This window comes from Shewanella sp. H8, from assembly GCF_040285065.1.
GTDB classification, from domain to species: Bacteria; Pseudomonadota; Gammaproteobacteria; order Enterobacterales; family Shewanellaceae; genus Shewanella; species Shewanella polaris.
The window spans coordinates 2174088-2193542 of sequence record NZ_CP157213.1; the positions used below are offsets into that span (position 1 = coordinate 2174088).

The window sequence follows — 19455 nt, forward strand, 5'->3', positions numbered from 1 at the left end:
GCCAAGGCGGAAAATATTGGCAACAACTGCAATGCTCACACTGCTCAATACATGTGTCGTGTTCTGATTCAATGAGATTGAGGTTGTAACATCCATTAATTGTTGTGTCAGAGTCGGTTATAGATACAAACTCACTCGTGGTGTAGTCATTATAATATTCAACACTATTACGGTCAGCACAAACAGAAAAGGGCACCGAGACGAGCTGAATAAAGAAAAACATACCCCAAATTGCGCAGAGCAATTGAGATTTGTTGATTGCTTTATATGCCGTTATGAATGTATTCAACCTGACTCTGTTTTTTTGTTATTTAACGTGTATTAATGATGTGATTATTTTACGCCAATGCGTTTGGCAAATTGTAGCATCAATAAGCTCGATTCTGTAATCAGATTTACAATTCAATTTTCAATAAAGATCATATTATCAAGCAGATGTGTAGATAATTATTCGTTACAGATTAGTTAACTGACTGTTTATCTATTCAGGTTAAATTTCAGTTATAGTATTAGACTAAATTAAAGTGCCAGATAATGTGCTAAATAAAGGCCAAATCAAAAGGACTTCTTCTATGTCGGGTAACAAACTCACCACGTTAATCCCACTGTTGATGTTAATGCCTATTACAGCGGCGGCCAATTCTTGGGTTGACGTGAGTAATCAATACACCAATAAACAAATTCAGATAACAAGCCAGTTTCAGCCTGAAATAGCCAGTTCAATTGGCATAACAGAAGCCGATAACTTATGTAGCAGTATTACCAAAGCACAACAAGACAAATATATTCAAACGCTTAATAGCAGTAAGCAAACATTATTGAAAGCGCTTGAAACAGAAACACTTTTACCAGTGCGCCAAGACCTTAACATCATTATCGATAATATTGACCAAACCATTTTGGCAGATCAGTTAGACGACAAATACATGCTACCTTGGGTTGATGTCCCGTTGATTATCTTTAGAGGGGTATCGGCTTTATTAGATGAGCAAATGGCTGACAGCCGTAAACAGGCAGCGATGACGCGTTTGGCTTGTTATGTGGGTAAAAATGGCCAAGTCGCGTTAACAGAACAAGCTAAAACCTTGTTTGAAACTGCGTTAAGCAATAAATCATTACTCGGTCCTACCAAAGAAGAAGTAGAACAAGCATTAGCCAGAACGGATACCTTACTGCAAGGTTTACAACAGCTATTTGATAAAAATGAATTTAGCAAAGCAAGCGATAACCTTGCGCTATTGCAACAACAAATTACCGATTACCGTCAATGGGCTGAAAAAACGGTTATTCCTCATGCTCGTACTGACTACAAGCTACCATCTGAAATTTATGCGTTAAAGCTTAAAAGCGCAGGAATTGATATTGACCCGAACTTATTAATTGAACGTGCTAAAGCAAGCTACATGATCACCAAAGCTAACATGCAGGCTCTTGCTCCGTTAGTGGCCGCAAAATTTGATATGCCATCAAGTGATTATCGAGATGTGATCAAAACACTTAAAAAAGATTCTTTATCTAACGATCAAATTGAAAATTACTATCGCAACATTAATACCAAACTTGAAAGTATCATTACTGCACAACATATCGTCGATTTACCTAAACGAAATATGATTATGCGCCTTGCAACCGATGCTGAAGCTGCGGGAAGCCCAGCCCCTCATATGCAGCCACCGCCTTTTATTGGTAACACAGGCGAGCAAGGTCAATTTGTGTTGACCACTGGCAACCCCGCCTTAAGCGGCGATGCAGCTTATGACGACTTTAACTTTGATGCTGTAGCTTATACATTAAGTGCTCACGAAGGCCGGCCTGGACATGAATTACAATTTGCCGTAATGCTAGAGCAAGGCGTGTCATTAGCCCGAGTGTATTATGCGTTTAACAGCGTTAACGTTGAAGGTTGGGCACTGTATGCAGAAGCTGAAATGCTGCCGTATTTACCGATTGAAGGCCAATTGATTGCACTGCAACATCGCCTATTACGTAATGCTCGTGCAATGCTAGACCCTATGTTGAATTTGGGCTTAACTACAAAAGAGCAAGCTTATAACCTACTCAGTAATGATGTGGTTTTTTCAAAAGCGGCTGTAAAACAAGAAGTTGACCGATACACGATGCGCATGCCCGGTCAGGCAGGAAGTTATTTCTACGGTTTATCAAGGCTATTAGAAATAAGAGCCGGTGTGGAACTGGCTCTGGGAGATAAATTCGACCGTTTAGCCTTTAATAACTTTGTATTAAAACAAGGTTTAATCCCACCAAATTTAATGGCAGAAGCGGTTAAAGAACACTTTTTAACTGAAAAGTAATCTGTTACTCGTTATCTTGAATCCCATTTAAATTAGATATTTAAGTGGGATTTTTACTTTGTACGGCATTGCTGTTTTCATCATAAGTAAAGTATTAGTTTGCTGCTTAAACTGGTTATTGATTCCATTGAAATAAAATATTAACGCCGCAGAGCATGACATATCGAAAAACAATAGAGTTGAAGGTTAAGTTAGCATTCAAAAGGTAAGTGTACCTTGTTAATGCCCCCTATACTTTCGCTAAGAACTTTCAAGATAATTTAGATTTGAAAATATTATCATCAAAATCTGAGAAAGTGTGACTGTGTGAGTTAAACCGTACACATGGGAAAATTATTTTATTGATACAAGCATAAACATCATCATTGTATGAGCAATTTTTTCCACTAAGCCAGAGATATGAAATTGACATAAAAGTGTAATTGATAATAAACAAACGCTAACTTACTGGGTGATAGTAATTAATAAAAGTTACTGATTTAGGGGGGGGACAGGGGGATTAACAAAATATCGCTGTATTTGATAAAAGCTATTCAATAAAAAAGCCCTGATGTTTAGTTGCACACATCACAACAAAACATAAGGACTCATTCAAATAGTGTCCAAAAAATCAATACACTAGTTCCGTAATGGCTAGGTATTAATTAATCTACAGCAAGCATAACGCTTGATGCTTTAACAATTGCGTATGCAGTTGAGCCAACTTTCAAATCTAGTGATTTTACTGCTTCATTAGTGATAATCGAAGCAATGTTTTCACCACCAGATAATTCGATAGTCACTTCAGAGTTAACTGCACCAGTTTGGATTGCTTTAACCGTGCCTTTCAATTGATTTCTTGCACTTATTTTCATGTGTTTCTCCATTTTAGGTTGATGAATCATTTAATCAGCTACAATAATAGTCAAATTATTCTAGTCTTATTTATCCATAAAATATTGCATCCGATACTAAATTACTAGAACAGATCACATTTTTTATATTATAAGCCTGTAGATAAGCTTTATTTTTATACAGCCAAAACTTGATGATTACAAAATTTTCATAATAAAGTGGCTTTATTAATAATATACCTAGCCAGGCCGGCAGTGACTTCTACTATGTAACAAAGCTGCTAGAGATTAGAGCTGAAATAGAAATTCCCCTATGAAAAAGTTTGACCGTTTAGCGATGAATAATGTTTTGTTAAACCAGGATTTGAGCTCACTTAACTTAATGGCTTAATCAGTCAAATGACAAAGCATGGCTAAATAATAGCTAAAAATTATTAATGATATATAAAAAATCCCATTTAAATTAGATGTTTGAATGGGATTTTTCTTTTGTGTTTATCGCTGGTACTCCCTACAGGGAATGCAATAACTTATAAATAGCAAGGTTATTTATTCCATCAAAATGGAGTATTCATCTGACAGACTATGACCTCTAGTGGACAGAAAGCTTAATAAAGCTTCAGGGCTTCGGTTAAGTAAACGTTCAATTGGAAACTCGACTGTTTCTATAACCTCAATGGATTTTTCAAATTCACCTAAACTAAAAGCGACATGAGAGTCAGAGCCCATAACGAGTAATCCTCCCGCTTTTTTTACCGCATTGGCAATGTCAGTGCAGTTATTTAAACTGCCTTTTCGAGAGGTTAAAAAAGACGAATTGTTTATCTCCAACGCCACATTATGTTTTGCAGCCGCTTTAGCGACGCTGTTAATGTCTATAGGATAAGCGGGATTACCTGGATGTGTAATTATATCGACATGACCACTTTCTATACAGTTGATTAATGCTTGAGTATGTATTTCTTTCGTTGATGGCGGAAATACCGGTTCATGAAAACCTGCCAACACAATATCAAGTTGTTGCAGATAATCACCAAAAAAATCAATGTCACCCTGTTCATTCTTAATATTGGCTTCAATACCGCGAAGCATGCCAACACCATTAACTATTCTGGGTAGCACTCGCATATTAACAAAGTGCCAAAAGTGCGGAGCATCTGCCATATCAGGGCCATGGTCGGTAATGGCAAATAGCTTGATACCTTTTTCTTTTGCCACTGAAAAGTAATCATGCACGGTACTATAAGCATGAGTAGAAGCGATGGTATGAGCGTGAGTATCAACAAGGAATTTCATGATAAGTCTCGTTGTTCGGATCAAAAAACAGACTGCAAGAGTACTCCTTTAATTGAGCTTTCTCTATGATCTATCGGGGTTATTGTCATAAACCTGATGGTGTTAATTTGTTATCTAGCTTGTTATTCTAAATTTTTTAAATTGAAACACGTTTATGAACAGTATCAGTTAAAAGGACTAATTTATGATTCTGCTGTAGAAGGGCTGTCAGTGTTCAAAATCAAACAAAGATTAGAGGAGAGAAGATTAAAGTAAAATATGATTAATTAAATTAAAGCACAAAAAAACCAGCTTTCGCTGGTGTTATTCTCATGTTTCAGAGAGTTGGTACAACCGAGTGGATTCGAACCACCGACCCCTACCATGTCAAGGTAGTGCTCTAACCAACTGAGCTACGGTTGTATTGTGTGATATTTACTTTTTATACTCTGTAAAAGAGTGGTACACCCGAGTGGATTCGAACCACCGACCCCTACCATGTCAAGGTAGTGCTCTAACCAACTGAGCTACGGGTGTATCGTTTAAATCAAAACTAAATCATTTTGCTTCAAAGCGGACGCCATATTAAGGGGGATAGGCTATTGTATGCAAGCAAAAAAAACAATTTTATCGCTAAATGGTGATTTGCTGTGCAACTTGGTTCAAGGTTAAGCAATATGAATCAGTTAACCTTGAATAAACACGCTTAATTAGCCAATTTGTTGAAACTCAATTCCTTTAGTTTGAATGTGTTTCAACCTAATAAAAAACAAAATTGCGGCGGTTGTTAATCCTGCAATCAATCCAATCCAAAAACCTTGTGCGCCCATTGCGTCAACGACCCAATCTGTATATCCCAAAATATAGCCTGTAGTCATTCCGATACACCAATATGAAAATAAAGTGATGTAAAAGGCACTACGGGTATCTTTGTAGCCACGTAATGCGCCTGCAGCGACAACTTGAATAGAATCTGAGATTTGATAAAGCGCGGCAAGCATCATCAAGCTTCCTGCTAGAGCTACAACCTCTGGGTTATCGTTATACAATAAGGCAATTTGATGTCTAAAGGTTATTGTTAAAAATGCAGTAAATATAGCCAGCGTTAATGATAAACCCAAACCAACCTTTGCCACCAAAGCAGATATTTCCGGTTGTCCACGGCCTAAGTAATAGCCAATTCGAATAGACACTGCGATACCAATTGATAGCGGCATCATAAATACAATTGAAGAGAAGTTAAGGGCAATTTGATGACTGGCGACTACATTAGCTCCCAACGGCGCTAAAAATAATGCAATGATGGCAAATAGACTAACCTCAAAAAATAACGCCATTGCTATTGGCATTCCCAGTTTGGTCATAGACCACATACTGGCTAGATGAGGACGAAAAAATTGTTTAAATAATTTAAGCTCTTTAAAGGTTTTATCAACCAACATATAAATGATCATGGCAACTAACATAGCCCAAAAAACTAATGCAGTAGCAACGCCACAACCGGCACCTCCCATTGCAGGAATGCCAAAACCACCATATATAAACACGTAATTGGCCGGAATGTTGACGGCTAAACCAATAAACCCAATCATCATGGTCGGCATTGTATAAGAAATGCCCTCGCTGCAACCACGCAATACTTGATAAAGTACAAAAGCAGGGGCTCCCCATAAAATGGCATTAATATATCCGACTGTAAGAGAATGTAATTTGGGTTCTAAATGCATCAAGTCGAGTAAATATGTAGAAGATGCGAGAAAGATCATCACTCCTATACTGCCTATTATGGCAATATAACCAGCCTGATACATGAGTGACGGAATAACTTGTTGATTATTGGCCCCATGATGTTGAGAAAATACTGGGGTAAAGGACATTAACAAGCCTTGAACAAATAAAATCGCTGGTAACCAAAGGCTTGTTCCCAAAGCGACGGCTGCCATATCTATCGCGCTGACTCGGCCAGCCATAACCGTGTCGATAAAGCCCATCATGGTCTGAGTCACTTGCGCAACGAGTACTGGGAGCGCTAATTTTATTAAGCGAGATATTTGAAACCCTGTATTATTCATTAAAAACCTATTACGGAACGAGAAAAATATGTTTACTGGTATAGTTCAAGCTAATTGCGAAATCGTGTCAATTCATCATGATACCGGTCTTAATACTTTTGAAATTGCGATGACACCTGAATTAACACAAGGATTAGTAACAGGTGCTAGCGTAGCCAATAATGGCGTTTGTCTTACTATAACCAAGATACTAAATGATAAGGTTTTTTTCGATGTAATGGAAGAAACTTTGGCAGTGACAAACCTAGGTGACTCAAAGGTTGGCGACAAGGTTAATATTGAGCGTTCATTAACATTTGGTACCGAAATTGGTGGGCACATTTTATCTGGCCATGTGCATACTCAAGCTACAGTAAAAGCGGTTAGTCACACTAACGAGCATTATAATATTGAACTGCAAGTCGATCCTCAGTGGATGAACTACATCTTTTACAAAGGATTTGTGGGTATTAACGGCTGTAGCTTAACGGTAGGCAAGGTAAGCGAAAATGGTTTTATACTGCACTTAATTCCAGAAACTTTAAAATTAACCAACTTAAGCGCTTATAAGGTTGGTAGTAAAATCAATATTGAAATAGACAGCCAAACGCAGGTTATTGTTGATACAGTGGAGCGCATTTTAGCTAAAAAACAGCTTGGATAACTAACTAAGTGTTTGGTTGATTATTAACCACTGGCTATGTAATGAGAGCCAGTGGTTAAGGATTAATAAATTTGTTCATCGTCTGAATCAATATGAAGTTCGATTGTTCGTCGATTATCATATAGATGCATTCGGATGTGTATTGGATTACAGCATATACGACAGTCATCGTAATATTCTTGGTCACCAGAACTGGCATCTATAGTGACATCTTGGTAATGCCCGCAATGAGGGCAACTAATGGCGCGCGATAGCAGTCTCATATTTAATACTCCTCAAGCACTCGTTATAAACAAGTATAGTGAGAATTATATGTTTTGGATCAATAAATCGAAAGCAGGCGACTTTACTCACTTAAAAACTAGACTTTAAAGTGTTACTTGATTAAACGCCTTTAAATACAACAGGTAAAGCCATCAAATATATTCATCTATAATTTGTATTTCGACTTAATGGTTACCCTGCTGGGCATATTTACATTTTATATCCACGGCCTTTCTGATTTGATTTATGGTTATATCCTTTTAAAACAGCTATTTAAAATTAAATTGAAAAACTACTTATTATTTCCCCTCGTATGGTTGCGCCATAATCCGGTTATCGCATAAAATAAAAGCTTACGTTTTTGGGTAACTAAGACTCCTGTACTGTCTTGATTTCATTAACGTGTCTCTCGTTCAAATTGAACATATTTAATTACCATGTGACCCTACGTGTGGGTCACCACTGGAAAAGGAAGCTTCATGCCTATTATTACCTTGCCTGATGGCAGCAAACGTGAGTTTGCCAATCCTGTATCGACTCTTGATGTTGCATTAGACATCGGCCCTGGTTTAGCCAAGGCGTGTATCGCTGGCCGTGTTAACGGTGAGCTTAAAGATGCAACCGACTTAATCACAGCAGATTCAGAGTTAGCTATCATTACGGCTAAAGACGAAGAGGGTGTTGAAATCCTTCGCCATTCTTGTGCACATTTATTAGGTCACGCGATCAAACAAATGTGGCCAGAAACCAAAATGGCAATTGGTCCAGTTATTGATAACGGATTTTACTACGACATAGATTTAGATCATAAGCTGACCCATGAAGATATTGAAGCCTTAGAAAAGCGAATGATGGCTTTAGCGAAAACTAATTATAACGTCGTTAAAAAAGTGGTCTCTTGGCAAGAAGCTCATGATGTATTCAGTGAACGTGGCGAAGTGTATAAGGTTGCTATTCTTGATGAAAACATCAGTAAAGATGCAACACCTGCACTTTATCACCACGAAGAATATATCGACATGTGTCGTGGACCGCACGTACCAAACATGCGTTTTTGCCAAAATTTTAAATTAATGAGTGTTGCTGGTGCCTATTGGCGCGGTAATTCAGATAATAAAATGCTGCAACGTATATACGGTACAGCATGGGCAGACAAAAAAGCACTTAAAACCCATTTAGTCCGCTTAGAAGAAGCAGCTAAACGTGACCATCGTAAAATTGGTAAACAATTAGATTTGTACCATATGCAAGAAGAAGCGCCAGGAATGGTGTTTTGGCATAACGATGGTTGGAGCATATTTTTAGAACTTGAAAAATTTATCCGTCAAAAACTAGGTCAATACACTTATCAAGAAGTGAAAGGCCCACTGATGATGGATCGCGTGTTATGGGAACGTTCTGGCCATTGGGATAAATACGCAGAAGCCATGTTTACCACTAACAGTGAAAACCGTGAATATGCAATTAAGCCTATGAACTGCCCAGGCCATGTACAGATTTTCAACCAAGGGTTAAAATCTTATCGTGACTTACCATTGCGTATGGCTGAGTTTGGTTGTTGTCATCGTAACGAGCCATCAGGTTCATTACATGGCTTAATGCGCGTACGTGGATTTACTCAAGACGACGCTCACGTATTCTGTACTGATGATCAAGTCCAACAAGAAGTCAGTGCATGTATCCAAATGGTATACGACACATACGCTACATTTGGTTTTGAAAATATCGTGGTAAAATTATCAACACGCCCTGAAAAGCGTATTGGTGATGACGACATGTGGGACCGAGCTGAAGACGATTTAAAGCAAGCATTAACAGATAATAATATTGAATTTGAAATATTACCTGGTGAAGGTGCTTTTTATGGCCCAAAAATCGAATTTACTTTGCATGATTGTTTAGATCGTGCATGGCAATGTGGTACAGTACAACTTGATTATGCATTACCGACTCGTTTAGGTGCTACTTATGTAGCTGAAGACAACAGTCGCCAGACTCCGGTGATGATACATCGTGCGATTTTAGGTTCATTAGAACGTTTCATCGGTATATTGATAGAAGAATACGCAGGTAAATTCCCAACATGGCTTGCTCCAATGCAAGTTGTTGTAATGAATATTACCGATAAACAAGCTGATTACGTTGAAGAAATTGTAAAATTCTTCAAAGATCAGGGTATTCGAGCATCTTTTGACTTGAGGAATGAGAAAATAGGCTTTAAAATACGCGAACACACTTTAAAACGTGTGCCTTATTTGTTGGTCGTTGGTGATCAAGAAATGGAAAATAAGGAAGTAGCGGTGCGTACACGTGACGGTATCGATTTAGGCAAGTTAAAACTAGAAGATTTCGCCGCGATGATACGTCAACAAATTTCGCTCCGTAGTCTCAAATTGTTGGAGGAATAGGTCATAAAGATCAAAAGAACAGCAGGGCGACAGCCAGCCCCTAATAGAATCAATGATGAAATCACTGGTGTACCTGAAGTCCGTTTGTCAGGTTTAGATGGTGAACCAATTGGTATATTAAGTATAAAAGAAGCTCAGAATGTTGCAGATGAAGCCGGAGTTGATCTTGTAGAGATCAGTCCCAATGCTGAGCCTCCTGTCTGTCGCATAATGGACTACGGTAAGTTCCTTTTCGATAAAGCGAAAGCTCAAAAGGAACAAAAGAAGAAGCAGAAACAGGTCCAGGTTAAGGAAATTAAATTCCGTCCTGGTACTGATGAAAACGACTATCAGGTAAAACTACGCAACCTGATTCGTTTTCTAGAAGATGGGGACAAAGCGAAAATTACGCTGCGTTTCCGTGGTCGCGAAATGGCACACCAAAACCTAGGTATGGATCTTTTGAACCGTATTAAGGCTGATTTGGAAGTATATGCGGTTGTCGAATCTTTCCCGAAAATGGAAGGTCGACAAGCAATTATATGGTGCTAGCACCTAAAAAGAAATAGTAGGGCAACCTAAAGTAGCAAAAGTCTTTGAGGCTTTTGCTCGCCTTACGTTTATTAACGTCCCAATGCGGAGTTTTAGAAATGCCTAAAATGAAAACAGACAAGGGTGTAGCGAAACGTTTTAAGAAAACCGCTAATGGTTTCAAGCGCAAGCAAGCACACTTACGTCACATTTTGACCAAGAAAAGCACTAAGCGTAAGCGTCACTTACGTGCTAAATGTTTAGTTGCTAAATCTGACGTTCCAGCAATCGCGCGTCAACTACCATACGCTTAATTTAGGAGTTTAGAAAATGCCAAGAGTTAAGCGTGGTGTAACCGCACGTGCTCGTCACAAGAAAGTTTTAAAGTTAGCGAAAGGTTATTATGGCGCTCGTAGCCGTACTTACCGTGTTGCTGTTCAGGCAGTAACTAAAGCTGGTCAATATGCTTACCGTGACCGTCGTCAGAAAAAACGTCAATTCCGTCAGTTATGGATTGCACGTATTAATGCAGCGTCTCGTCAAAATGGTCTGTCTTACAGCCGTTTCATTAACGGCTTGAAGAAGGCGTCTATTGAAATCGATCGTAAGATTTTGGCTGACATCGCTGTTTTCGACAAAGTTGTTTTTGCAACTTTAGTTGAGAAAGCAAAAGAAGCGTTAACTAAGTAATTAGTTTGTCGCGTTAAAAAGAGGAACCTTAGGGTTCCTTTTTTTATGCCTAAATTAAAATTTTTAATAATGTTTGTTATCAACTAAGGCTTAAATTTTTGAAACGAGTATTAAAATGCCCTTAAAGTTGAGCAATGTTTAATTTATCATAAAATTATCTCAACTATTAAATATCTCACTACTCACCGTAGCCATACAATGGTATAACTAAGCAAAGTTTGTCTATTCACTTCATTTAGGATAGTTGTAATGATCTTTTCTCAAGTAACACTTGCTCCAGCAGACCCCATCTTAGGCTTAACTGATGCATTTAAAGCAGATACACGCCCTCACAAAGTTAACTTAGGTGTAGGCATTTATAAAGATGAAGCAGGGCAGACGCCTATTTTATCTTCGGTAAAAAAAGCTGAAGCTATTTTGCTTGAAACAGAAAAATCTAAGAATTATCTCGGCATTGAAGGCGTACAGGCATACAACCAAGCGGTACAAAATTTATTATTTGGCCCTCAAAGCAAAATCATTACAGACAAACGTGCCGTAACTGCGCAAGCTCCAGGCGGAACAGGTGCATTACGTGTGGCTGCAGAGTTTTTAGTTCGTAATACTGGCTCAACAACAATTTGGGTTAGTAACCCGACTTGGGCGAATCACAAAAATATTTTTGAAACGGCTGGATTAACAGTAAAAGAATATCGTTACTATAAAGCCGAAACCCATGATATGGATTTTGATGCAATGTTGGCTGACTTATCAGATGCTAACGAAGGTGATGTTATATTGCTTCATGGCTGTTGCCATAACCCAACGGGTATCGACTTATCAATTGAGCAATGGCAACAAGTGGGAAATATTTGTTTAACTAAATCGTTATTACCATTATTTGACTTTGCTTACCAAGGTTTTGGTGCGGGTATTGAAGAAGATGCACAAGGTCTTCGTGCCGTTGCCGCACAGGTTCCAGAAATGCTTATTGCCAATTCATTTTCCAAAAATTTCGGTTTGTATAATGAGCGTATTGGCGCGGTAACGATTGTTGGTGAAAATCAAGCTGATGCTGTCAAAAGCTTTAGCCAAATAAAGAAAACTATTCGAGCTAATTACTCTAATCCTCCAGCTCATGGTGGATTAATTGTCAGTACTATTTTAGCTGATGATGCATTACGTCAAGAATGGGAAGGTGAGCTGACTCAAATGCGTGAACGTATTGCTGAAATGCGCGCACTATTCGTTGAAAGCCTCAAAGCCGAAGGCGTTGAACAAGATTTTAGTTTTATTTCCCGTCAAAATGGCATGTTCAGTTTTTCAGGTTTGAATAAAAGCCAAGTGGCTCGTTTAAAAGATGAGTTCGCTATTTATATTGTTGGCTCTGGTCGTATTAGTGTTGCCGGTTTAACCAAAAATAATATGCCAGCGGTGTGTAAAGCGATAGCTCAGGTGCTCTAGTTTACCCATTTCACCGTAGATAAAAAAGGCTGCATTATGCAGCCTTTTTTATTAACATTGTTCTATATAAATTAATATAACAACACGTCAGCAAATCTACTGTAATTGATTGATAACAAACGCCTTAAACTCTTCCCGCCGTTCACAAATATCACTACCAATATGCATCTGAGTTGCTTAACTCGACTTATCGTAAAATTATTTACATTATTCACTTAACTATCTTATAACGTTTTACATTTGTGCTGCCAAATCAATCGGCTGATAATGCAGCTGGCATACTTGGTCAATAGCTTCTGACAATGCCTTTTTATCATGCAACCCGGGATGGTGCTGACTAACTAAAGGAAATTGGTTAAATCGAACACCATTTATTTGATAATGAGCCAATTTAACGCTACTGCCATGTTGTATGACATCGGCTATAACGTTTTGACCTATAATCTGATTGAACCAAGCAATTTTATCTTCAATACTGAAAGTGCTAGCAGGTGAGTATTCAGCTGTTAAATTATCAATCAATATGACATGTGCGTTAGCATCACGAATGCTCTTGGCTATTTGCGGGAGTAATAATGGAGGCAGAATACTGGTTAAAAAACTTCCGGGGCCTATTATAATTAAATCTGCTTTAGCTAACGCAATACACGCTTCTGATGTTGCTTCAACTTCAGGCTCTAATAGCAATGCAATTGGCGCTTCTAACATGCCATCGACATTAAGCTCTCCAAAGACTTTACTACCACAATGCGAAAGTGCAACAAGATGGGTAGAGGCTTCAGACATTGGAATAATATTAGTTTCAATTTTCAGTAGACCACGAATTAAATTTACCGCTTCGAGTGGCCTTACACAAAGTTGATCAAGTGCATGAAGCACTACGTTACCCAAATTGTGACCAGACAGTTCATTGTCACCGGTAAAGCGATGATCAAATAGCATTGAACCTAATGAAGGTCTATGTGCCAAATGGGAAAGGCAATTACGTAAGTCTCCCCAAGCAATTGTTTGTTGATCTTGTCTTAGTCGCCCAGTCGACCCACCATTATCTGTAGTTGCTACGACCCCAGTTAATTTAGGACCCAGAAATGATAATGCAGCAAGAATGCGGCCTAAACCATGTCCGCCACCACCTATGGCTACTACATGATGATAATTCTTAAGTTTGTGATTCAACATAATCTGTTCTCAAATCCTTGAGTTGTTGAATAAAAAAATATGCAGAAAATGAAAAACTGCCTAATGATAATGTCGGTTTAATTTTAACTGTATATTGTCATGAAAGTGTAATTAATTTTAGTTTTTGTAGATGATGACTTAACATACTCATATCAATAGATGGCGATCACTCAATCGCTCAAAAGTAGTTGGCTGTATCCTATCGATTTTAAGGTTATAATTACCAAAATAGATAAGTCGAAATAGCATTTTTAATAAGGCAGGTACTATTGAAGATAGGTAATATAGGTCAAGTGACATTTGCGATAGGCTTAGCCATTTTTGCTTTGTTGACGATGAGACTATTTATTATTCCTGACACCACTACTGTATCTTTACAGTCAAGCACCGATCAATTCAATCATATTGATTTAGGTGATATGCCTATGTTTGCTGAAATAGATCACATCCCCACTAAAAAACAAACCTTCTTTGACTATTTTCGTCCGGCGATAGAAGCGCAAAATCACATTATTAACCAAGATCGTCAATTTCTAATAAGTGTTATAGAACAAATTGATAATGGATTAGAGCTAAGTAAATCTGATAATGAGAGGTTAAACTCAATTTTCGAAAAGTATCAATATGACGTTAAATTAGTGACTCGGAACACCTTAACTCCATTATTAAAACGTATCGATATAATTCCGGGTCAATGGTGTTAATACAAGCTGCCAACGAAAGCGGTTGGGGGAGTTCTCGTTTTGCTGTTGAAGGGTTTAACTTTTTTGGCCAATGGTGCTTTAGTGAAGGTTGTGGTTTAGTACCATTAAACAGAGATAACGGTAAAACACACGAGGTAGCAGTATTTGATTCACCAAAAGATTCAATTGTTGCGTATATGAACAACTTGAATACCCATCCTGCATATCGTTTATTCCGTTCTATTCGTGCCGATTTACGCGGGCAAAATGTCAAACTCACTGCTGACAAATTGGTTTATGGATTAATTAATTATTCTGAACGAAAAGACGAATACATAGATGAGCTACTCGAAATGCTTAAACACAATAAGTCATATTTACAAGGAAACAACGCTAATGCGTAATCGCACGCTACTTAACGGATTTATGTTTATATCAACAATGTTAATGATAAATAACAGTTTTGCAGAAACCGTTTCATTAGAATACAAAGGTTTTTATGATGACCGATTAAAGCAAGTTAACAAACAAAACTTTCCTTTAGTTGAGCTAGCATTCAGTGTGCCGATGACGCCAGATTGCATGATAAAGTCAGGAAGCATTACAACCGAAAAAGAACAGTATCCGTTAACGTATACCAAGCAACAGCGAATATTTATTCCTTATGATGCACAACTAAAATCTGACCGTGCGCTCGTCAATATTCATGTAATTGGCGATGCTTCAAAATGTGCTATTGCCATGCAAGTTCGCGCTAAAGAAGCAAAGCAAAGCTACACTCAAACAGAACTGTTAGCATTGACCGCGGATATGAATCGATTACTAGATGGGTTACAAGGTTTTCCAATGAAGTACTTCCGTAACCCTATAAATGGACTGACATTTGAGTTTGATAAGATGCAGAATGATAACGAAAAGGTCAAGCTTGTTATTGATAATGTAGAATCAATGGTGAGTGAAACATATCCGCTAACACTTGAAAAAATCAACCAATTACAACAGATATCATTTCTCAGAAACCCGATATTGTCAGCCCGCTAGTGACGAAGTAACAATCAAGTGGCAGTCAAATAATAATGAAATAAAGGCGTTGAATTCAACGCCTTTATTTTTTCTATTATCATCAGAACTATCATTAAGGCTTAAACGTTTCAACTACATCAATCCGATTGCTGATGTCTAAATTTATATGACCATTGTTATTAATATCAACAAAATCAAACGCTGGTAAATTAGCATCAGCAACATCACCATTGTTGGCTGCATCAGGATTGCGTTCTAATGACACAAAATCAAATTGTTCTCTATCTACACCTTGCGATGGCGCGGTATTTTGCATTGCAGTGAAAATGGTTTCAATTCGACCTGGGTGTTGTTTATCCCACATTTGCAACATGTCTTTAATGGCACCACGTTTTAAGTTTTCTTGTGAACCACACAAATTACAAGGAATGATAGGAAACGATTTCAGCGTCGAATATTCTTCAATATCTTTCTCGCGGCTGTAGGCTAACGGACGAATAACGATATTGGCACCATCATCAGACAATAATTTAGGCGGCATAGATTTTTGCTTGCCTGCATAAAACATGTTTAAGAATAGTGTTTCAATAAGATCATCACGATGATGACCTAATGCAATTTTTGTCGCACCAATGTGTTGAGCAAATCCATAAAGGGTGCCGCGGCGTAAACGCGAACACAATGAACAAGTCGTTTTGCCTTCAGGAATTTTTTCTTTAACGATTGAATAGGTATCTTTTTCTAAAATATGGTAAGCAACGCCTAGTTTGTCTAAGTAGGCGGGTAGAATATGTTCGGGAAATCCTGGTTGTTTTTGATCTAGATTAACCGCCACAATTTCGAAATTGATTGGGGCACGTTGCTGAAGATTTAATAAAATATCCAACATGGTATAACTGTCTTTACCGCCAGATAGGCAACACATAACACGGTCACCTTCTTCGATCATATTATAATCTGCAATAGCCGAACCGACTTCACGTCGAAGGCGTCTCTGCAGTTTATGCATACGAGTGTTATTTGTGTTAGTGATAATATCGACTTCAACTTCAGACATAAAAATGCGCCCAGTAACTAAGTGTTTCAGGGCGCGTATTATTCCAGTATTCTGGGGCAGGGTAAAGTAGTTAACCTATTCTCTTGCAACTAATCTTCTAATGGTGATTTATATCCGTCTGGTTTAATTGCTAACAAATCACAATTGATACTGTCGATAACATGTTCTGCGGTATTACCAATTAACGCTGCTGAAAAACCAGTACGACCTACAGTGCCTAGCACAACTAATTCGGCATCTAACTTAGTTGCCATTTCAGGAATAACATCTTCAGGTAAACCTTCTTCAACATGGCAGTTTGCTAAAGGAATATCATAAGCTTGAGCTAAATATTGAACTCTTTGCTCATGCTGCATACGCACAGTATTGTTATATACATTGGCATCAAAATCGGGTAATTCAATGGCTAAATTAACTGGCGTGCCAGGGAAACCATTAACTAAATGTACATTTCCGGAGAATTTTTTCGCTAAATCAAGGGCATAACTGATAATTTTGCCATTAAGGTCCTGATGGTCTTTATCATCAGTTACCACATTAACCGCACAAATAATGTTACCCGTTACTGGCCAATCATGTTCTTTTACTAGCAACACAGGAATAGGTGATTTACGCATTAAATGCCAATCGGTCGGGGTAAAAATAACGGCTTTTAGCTTGTCGTGTTCATGGGTGCTTTTAACGATTAAATCATATTGACCTTTCATCGCATAATTAATCACACTTTCAAAAGGGCGATTATGCCAGACCACTTCAGTGTTGATATTATTAAGCTTATTTGAGCCACTTATTACATTTTCTAACCAAGCAACACGTTGATCGATAACACCTTGACGCATAGCTTCGCGTTCTTGGCTAGACAAAATTGAGGTCATTTCATAAGAAAAGTCAAAGATTGATAAAAAAGCCGTTATCTTGGCCTGACTTTTAGAGGCTAATTCAACAGCTCGCGCCAATGCAGGTTGGGTATCCGTCGTAGGATTGATTACCACAAGTATCTTTTTATAATCCTTCATAAAACCTCCGAAACTGATAAATTTTGTTATTTGTATTGTCTATTTACAGTATCAATATTTCCTAATAAATAAACGTTGAGATAGATCATGCATATTCAATTTAAGTAGCTATACGAGCGTTTCCAGCAAGGCTACTCAAAGCCGCATGATCGGTAATAGAAATATATTTACCTTTTACATCTATTAACCCAGACTTTTGAAATCTACCTAATAAACGGCTAATCGTTTCAACCGTTAACCCTAAATAATTACCAATATCACCGCGTGTCATTGTAAGACGGAATTCATGAGAGGAGAAACCACGGTTACCAAAGCGATTAGCTAAATTATTAATGAATGCAGCTAAGCGCTCTTCAGCATTTTTCTTTGATAGGAGGAGGATCATTTCTTGGTCGCTCATGATTTCGTTACCATTAAGCATTAAGCGCATAATTTGTTGGCGAAGCTTAGGCATAGTTCCAGATAGGTCGTCTAGCGTTTCGTAAGGTATTTCACATACCATTGAGGTTTCTAATGCTTGGGCAAAACTTTGATGATATTTAGAATGTATACCATCAAAACCAATGACATCACCAGCAAGGTGGAAACCAGTGATTTGCTCATCACCCTGTTCTGTAATGGTATAGCTTTTAATCGTACCAGAGCGAATCGCATACAATGACTTGAGAGCATCACCTGATTTGAAGATAAGATCCCCTTTTTGGATGGGCTTTTTGCGTTCAATAATGTTGTCGAGCTTATCGAGCTCATCATTATTTAACGTAAAAGGGATACATAGCGCCTCCATACTGCAGTCATGACAATGAATGGCACTGCCGCTGGCCGGTGGACGTCGAGTTTTAATCAAATCTGAAGACATACCCATTCTCAATTAATGAAGATTGTTCTATGTTATACCATTCTTCATTAATAAGTACTACTGCAGCAGTAGAGTTATATGGACTAAATGAAATGAATGGGGCGTGTAATATAGACACTTATGTGTTGATATATAAACACAAATCTAGCTAAGCTTGTTCACACTGTTGAGATAAAACCTAGTTGATATGCCTTAACGTATCAATACAATATGAGCATAGAACAAGAGAATATTTTTCATGAAAATAGTGTTTAACTATATAATTGTCGTCTATAGATTATCAATATCTTAGTTACAGTATATGATTTGTTAACATATATAAACTAGTTTAGTTGATTAAAAGCGATATAAAGTGTTTGCAAACCAAACAATATTAATAACCCACCGCTAAACAATCTCACTGCACGTTTTTGAACCCACTGAGCTAAGGTTTTAGCCGCTAATCCGGCAGCAAATAGAGCAGGTAATGTGCCTAAACCAAATGCGAACATAATTAAACCACCCTGTAATGCGCTACCTGATGCAACTGACCAGGTTAGTGTACTGTACACCAGCCCACAGGGTAACCACCCCCAAACCATACCAGCCATAACCGCTTGCAACGGATGTGTAATAGGAATGAATTTACGGGTTAACGGTTGTAAATAGCGCCACAGTATTTTGCCAACTTTTTCAATGTGTACAATTCCAAACCATATCTGAGCAATATAAAGCCCAGTAAAAATCATCATAATACCCGCAAAAATGCGTAAAAAGATTAAATAGCTATCAGCATCGAATAGATGACCAAGGGCAGACACACTGCCTCCTACAATGGCACCTGCCATTGTGTAACTAAAAATACGTCCTAAATTATAACTAAAAAGAAATTTAAGTTGCGTACCTAAACGAGATTGTCCTTGAGAAGGAATATTGGCAGAAAAAGCCCCGATTAAACCGCCACACATTCCAAAACAATGCGCTGCACCCATCAACCCGACAATAAAAGCACCACCAACGTTATATTCGATCACTGGACTTACTCTGCTTTAATATGAGTGGTAGTCGAACCAACAGGTTTAACATTACGGTCGATAGGAGAAGATGTAACATCATTCTCACTCGTAAAAATGTCACTCGTAGAACTATCACTTAGGGAATGTTTAATAGCGGAAGAATTTATGGATGAGTCATCATCAACATTGCTGT

The 19455-nt window shown here is 38.0% G+C and carries 17 protein-coding genes, 2 tRNA genes and 1 pseudogene; 9 read left to right on the top strand and 11 right to left on the bottom strand.

Going from position 1 to position 19455, the window contains the following annotated elements:
• The first annotated feature begins 572 nt into the window (after positions 1–572).
• Positions 573–2312, top strand: a complete 1740-nt coding sequence (locus tag ABIS04_RS09400) for a DUF885 domain-containing protein (protein ID WP_350433309.1) — start codon at positions 573–575, stop codon at positions 2310–2312.
• 644 nt (positions 2313–2956) lie between these two features.
• On the opposite strand, the gene ABIS04_RS09405 is transcribed toward ABIS04_RS09400, so the two are convergent.
• From ABIS04_RS09405 to ABIS04_RS09425, 5 genes are all read right to left on the bottom strand, one after another.
• Positions 2957–3166, bottom strand: a complete 210-nt coding sequence (locus ABIS04_RS09405; RefSeq protein ID WP_350433310.1) for a molybdopterin-binding protein — start codon at positions 3164–3166, stop codon at positions 2957–2959.
• A gap of 528 nt (positions 3167–3694) precedes the next feature.
• Positions 3695–4441 (bottom strand): phosphatase, encoded by a 747-nt coding sequence (locus ABIS04_RS09410; protein WP_350433311.1) that lies wholly within the window; start codon positions 4439–4441, stop codon positions 3695–3697.
• Positions 4442–4766: 325 nt separating this feature from the next.
• A tRNA-Val gene (locus tag ABIS04_RS09415) sits at positions 4767–4843 on the bottom strand.
• A 37-nt stretch (positions 4844–4880) separates the two neighbouring features.
• A tRNA-Val gene (locus ABIS04_RS09420) sits at positions 4881–4957 on the bottom strand.
• A gap of 173 nt (positions 4958–5130) precedes the next feature.
• The gene (locus ABIS04_RS09425; protein ID WP_350433312.1) at positions 5131–6492 is read right to left on the bottom strand and encodes an MATE family efflux transporter; all 1362 of its coding nucleotides are present in this window, start codon (positions 6490–6492) and stop codon (positions 5131–5133) included.
• Positions 6493–6520: 28 nt separating this feature from the next.
• Between ABIS04_RS09425 and ABIS04_RS09430 the strand changes: the two genes are divergently transcribed.
• Positions 6521–7135, top strand: coding sequence for a riboflavin synthase subunit alpha (locus ABIS04_RS09430; RefSeq protein WP_350433313.1), 615 nt, complete (start codon positions 6521–6523; stop codon positions 7133–7135).
• Between the two features lie 62 nt (positions 7136–7197).
• Here ABIS04_RS09430 and ABIS04_RS09435 read toward each other — a convergent pair whose 3' ends face one another.
• Positions 7198–7398 (bottom strand): CPXCG motif-containing cysteine-rich protein, encoded by a 201-nt coding sequence (locus ABIS04_RS09435; protein ID WP_350433314.1) that lies wholly within the window; start codon positions 7396–7398, stop codon positions 7198–7200.
• Positions 7399–7878: 480 nt separating this feature from the next.
• Here ABIS04_RS09435 and thrS point away from each other — a divergent pair, with 480 nt between their 5' ends.
• The 5 genes from thrS (at position 7879) to ABIS04_RS09460 (ending at position 12450) form a co-directional block, all read left to right on the top strand.
• Positions 7879–9807, top strand: coding sequence for a threonine--tRNA ligase (gene thrS, locus ABIS04_RS09440; protein ID WP_140234177.1), 1929 nt, complete (start codon positions 7879–7881; stop codon positions 9805–9807).
• Between the two features lie 84 nt (positions 9808–9891).
• Positions 9892–10338 carry a translation initiation factor IF-3 gene (gene infC, locus ABIS04_RS09445; RefSeq protein WP_371833624.1) on the top strand — a complete coding sequence of 149 codons (447 nt, stop codon included), beginning with the start codon at positions 9892–9894 and terminating at the stop codon, positions 10336–10338.
• Between the two features lie 98 nt (positions 10339–10436).
• Positions 10437–10631 carry a 50S ribosomal protein L35 gene (gene rpmI, locus ABIS04_RS09450; RefSeq protein ID WP_011496149.1) on the top strand — a complete coding sequence of 65 codons (195 nt, stop codon included), beginning with the start codon at positions 10437–10439 and terminating at the stop codon, positions 10629–10631.
• Between the two features lie 16 nt (positions 10632–10647).
• Entirely contained in the window at positions 10648–11007 is a 360-nt protein-coding gene (gene rplT, locus ABIS04_RS09455; protein ID WP_011637486.1) for a 50S ribosomal protein L20, read from the top strand.
• A gap of 249 nt (positions 11008–11256) precedes the next feature.
• A complete protein-coding gene (locus tag ABIS04_RS09460; protein ID WP_350433315.1) occupies positions 11257–12450 on the top strand; it encodes an amino acid aminotransferase in 1194 nt (397 codons plus the stop codon).
• A gap of 234 nt (positions 12451–12684) precedes the next feature.
• Here the strand turns inward: ABIS04_RS09460 and yvcK are convergent, their stop codons facing one another.
• Positions 12685–13629 carry a uridine diphosphate-N-acetylglucosamine-binding protein YvcK gene (gene yvcK, locus ABIS04_RS09465; protein ID WP_350433316.1) on the bottom strand — a complete coding sequence of 315 codons (945 nt, stop codon included), beginning with the start codon at positions 13627–13629 and terminating at the stop codon, positions 12685–12687.
• 269 nt (positions 13630–13898) lie between these two features.
• On the opposite strand from yvcK, the pseudogene ABIS04_RS19660 reads away from it, so the two are divergent.
• Both ABIS04_RS19660 and ABIS04_RS09480 read left to right on the top strand, forming a co-directional pair.
• Positions 13899–14716: pseudogene (locus ABIS04_RS19660) on the top strand (glucosaminidase domain-containing protein).
• On the top strand, positions 14709–15353 hold the full coding sequence (locus tag ABIS04_RS09480) for a DUF2987 domain-containing protein (protein WP_350433319.1): 645 nt from the start codon (positions 14709–14711) through the stop codon (positions 15351–15353). Before ABIS04_RS19660 ends, ABIS04_RS09480 begins: the two are co-directional and overlap by 8 nt.
• A gap of 94 nt (positions 15354–15447) precedes the next feature.
• On the opposite strand, the gene ttcA is transcribed toward ABIS04_RS09480, so the two are convergent.
• From ttcA to ABIS04_RS09500, 4 genes are all read right to left on the bottom strand, one after another.
• Positions 15448–16392 (bottom strand): tRNA 2-thiocytidine(32) synthetase TtcA, encoded by a 945-nt coding sequence (ttcA, locus tag ABIS04_RS09485; RefSeq protein WP_137227127.1) that lies wholly within the window; start codon positions 16390–16392, stop codon positions 15448–15450.
• A gap of 89 nt (positions 16393–16481) precedes the next feature.
• Positions 16482–17408 (bottom strand): universal stress protein UspE, encoded by a 927-nt coding sequence (uspE, locus tag ABIS04_RS09490; RefSeq protein WP_350433320.1) that lies wholly within the window; start codon positions 17406–17408, stop codon positions 16482–16484.
• A 100-nt stretch (positions 17409–17508) separates the two neighbouring features.
• Positions 17509–18267, bottom strand: coding sequence for an electron transport transcriptional regulator EtrA (gene etrA / locus ABIS04_RS09495; RefSeq protein ID WP_350433321.1), 759 nt, complete (start codon positions 18265–18267; stop codon positions 17509–17511).
• A 323-nt stretch (positions 18268–18590) separates the two neighbouring features.
• Positions 18591–19280, bottom strand: a complete 690-nt coding sequence (locus ABIS04_RS09500) for a sulfite exporter TauE/SafE family protein (RefSeq protein WP_137227124.1) — start codon at positions 19278–19280, stop codon at positions 18591–18593.
• Positions 19281–19455 lie beyond the last annotated feature (175 nt).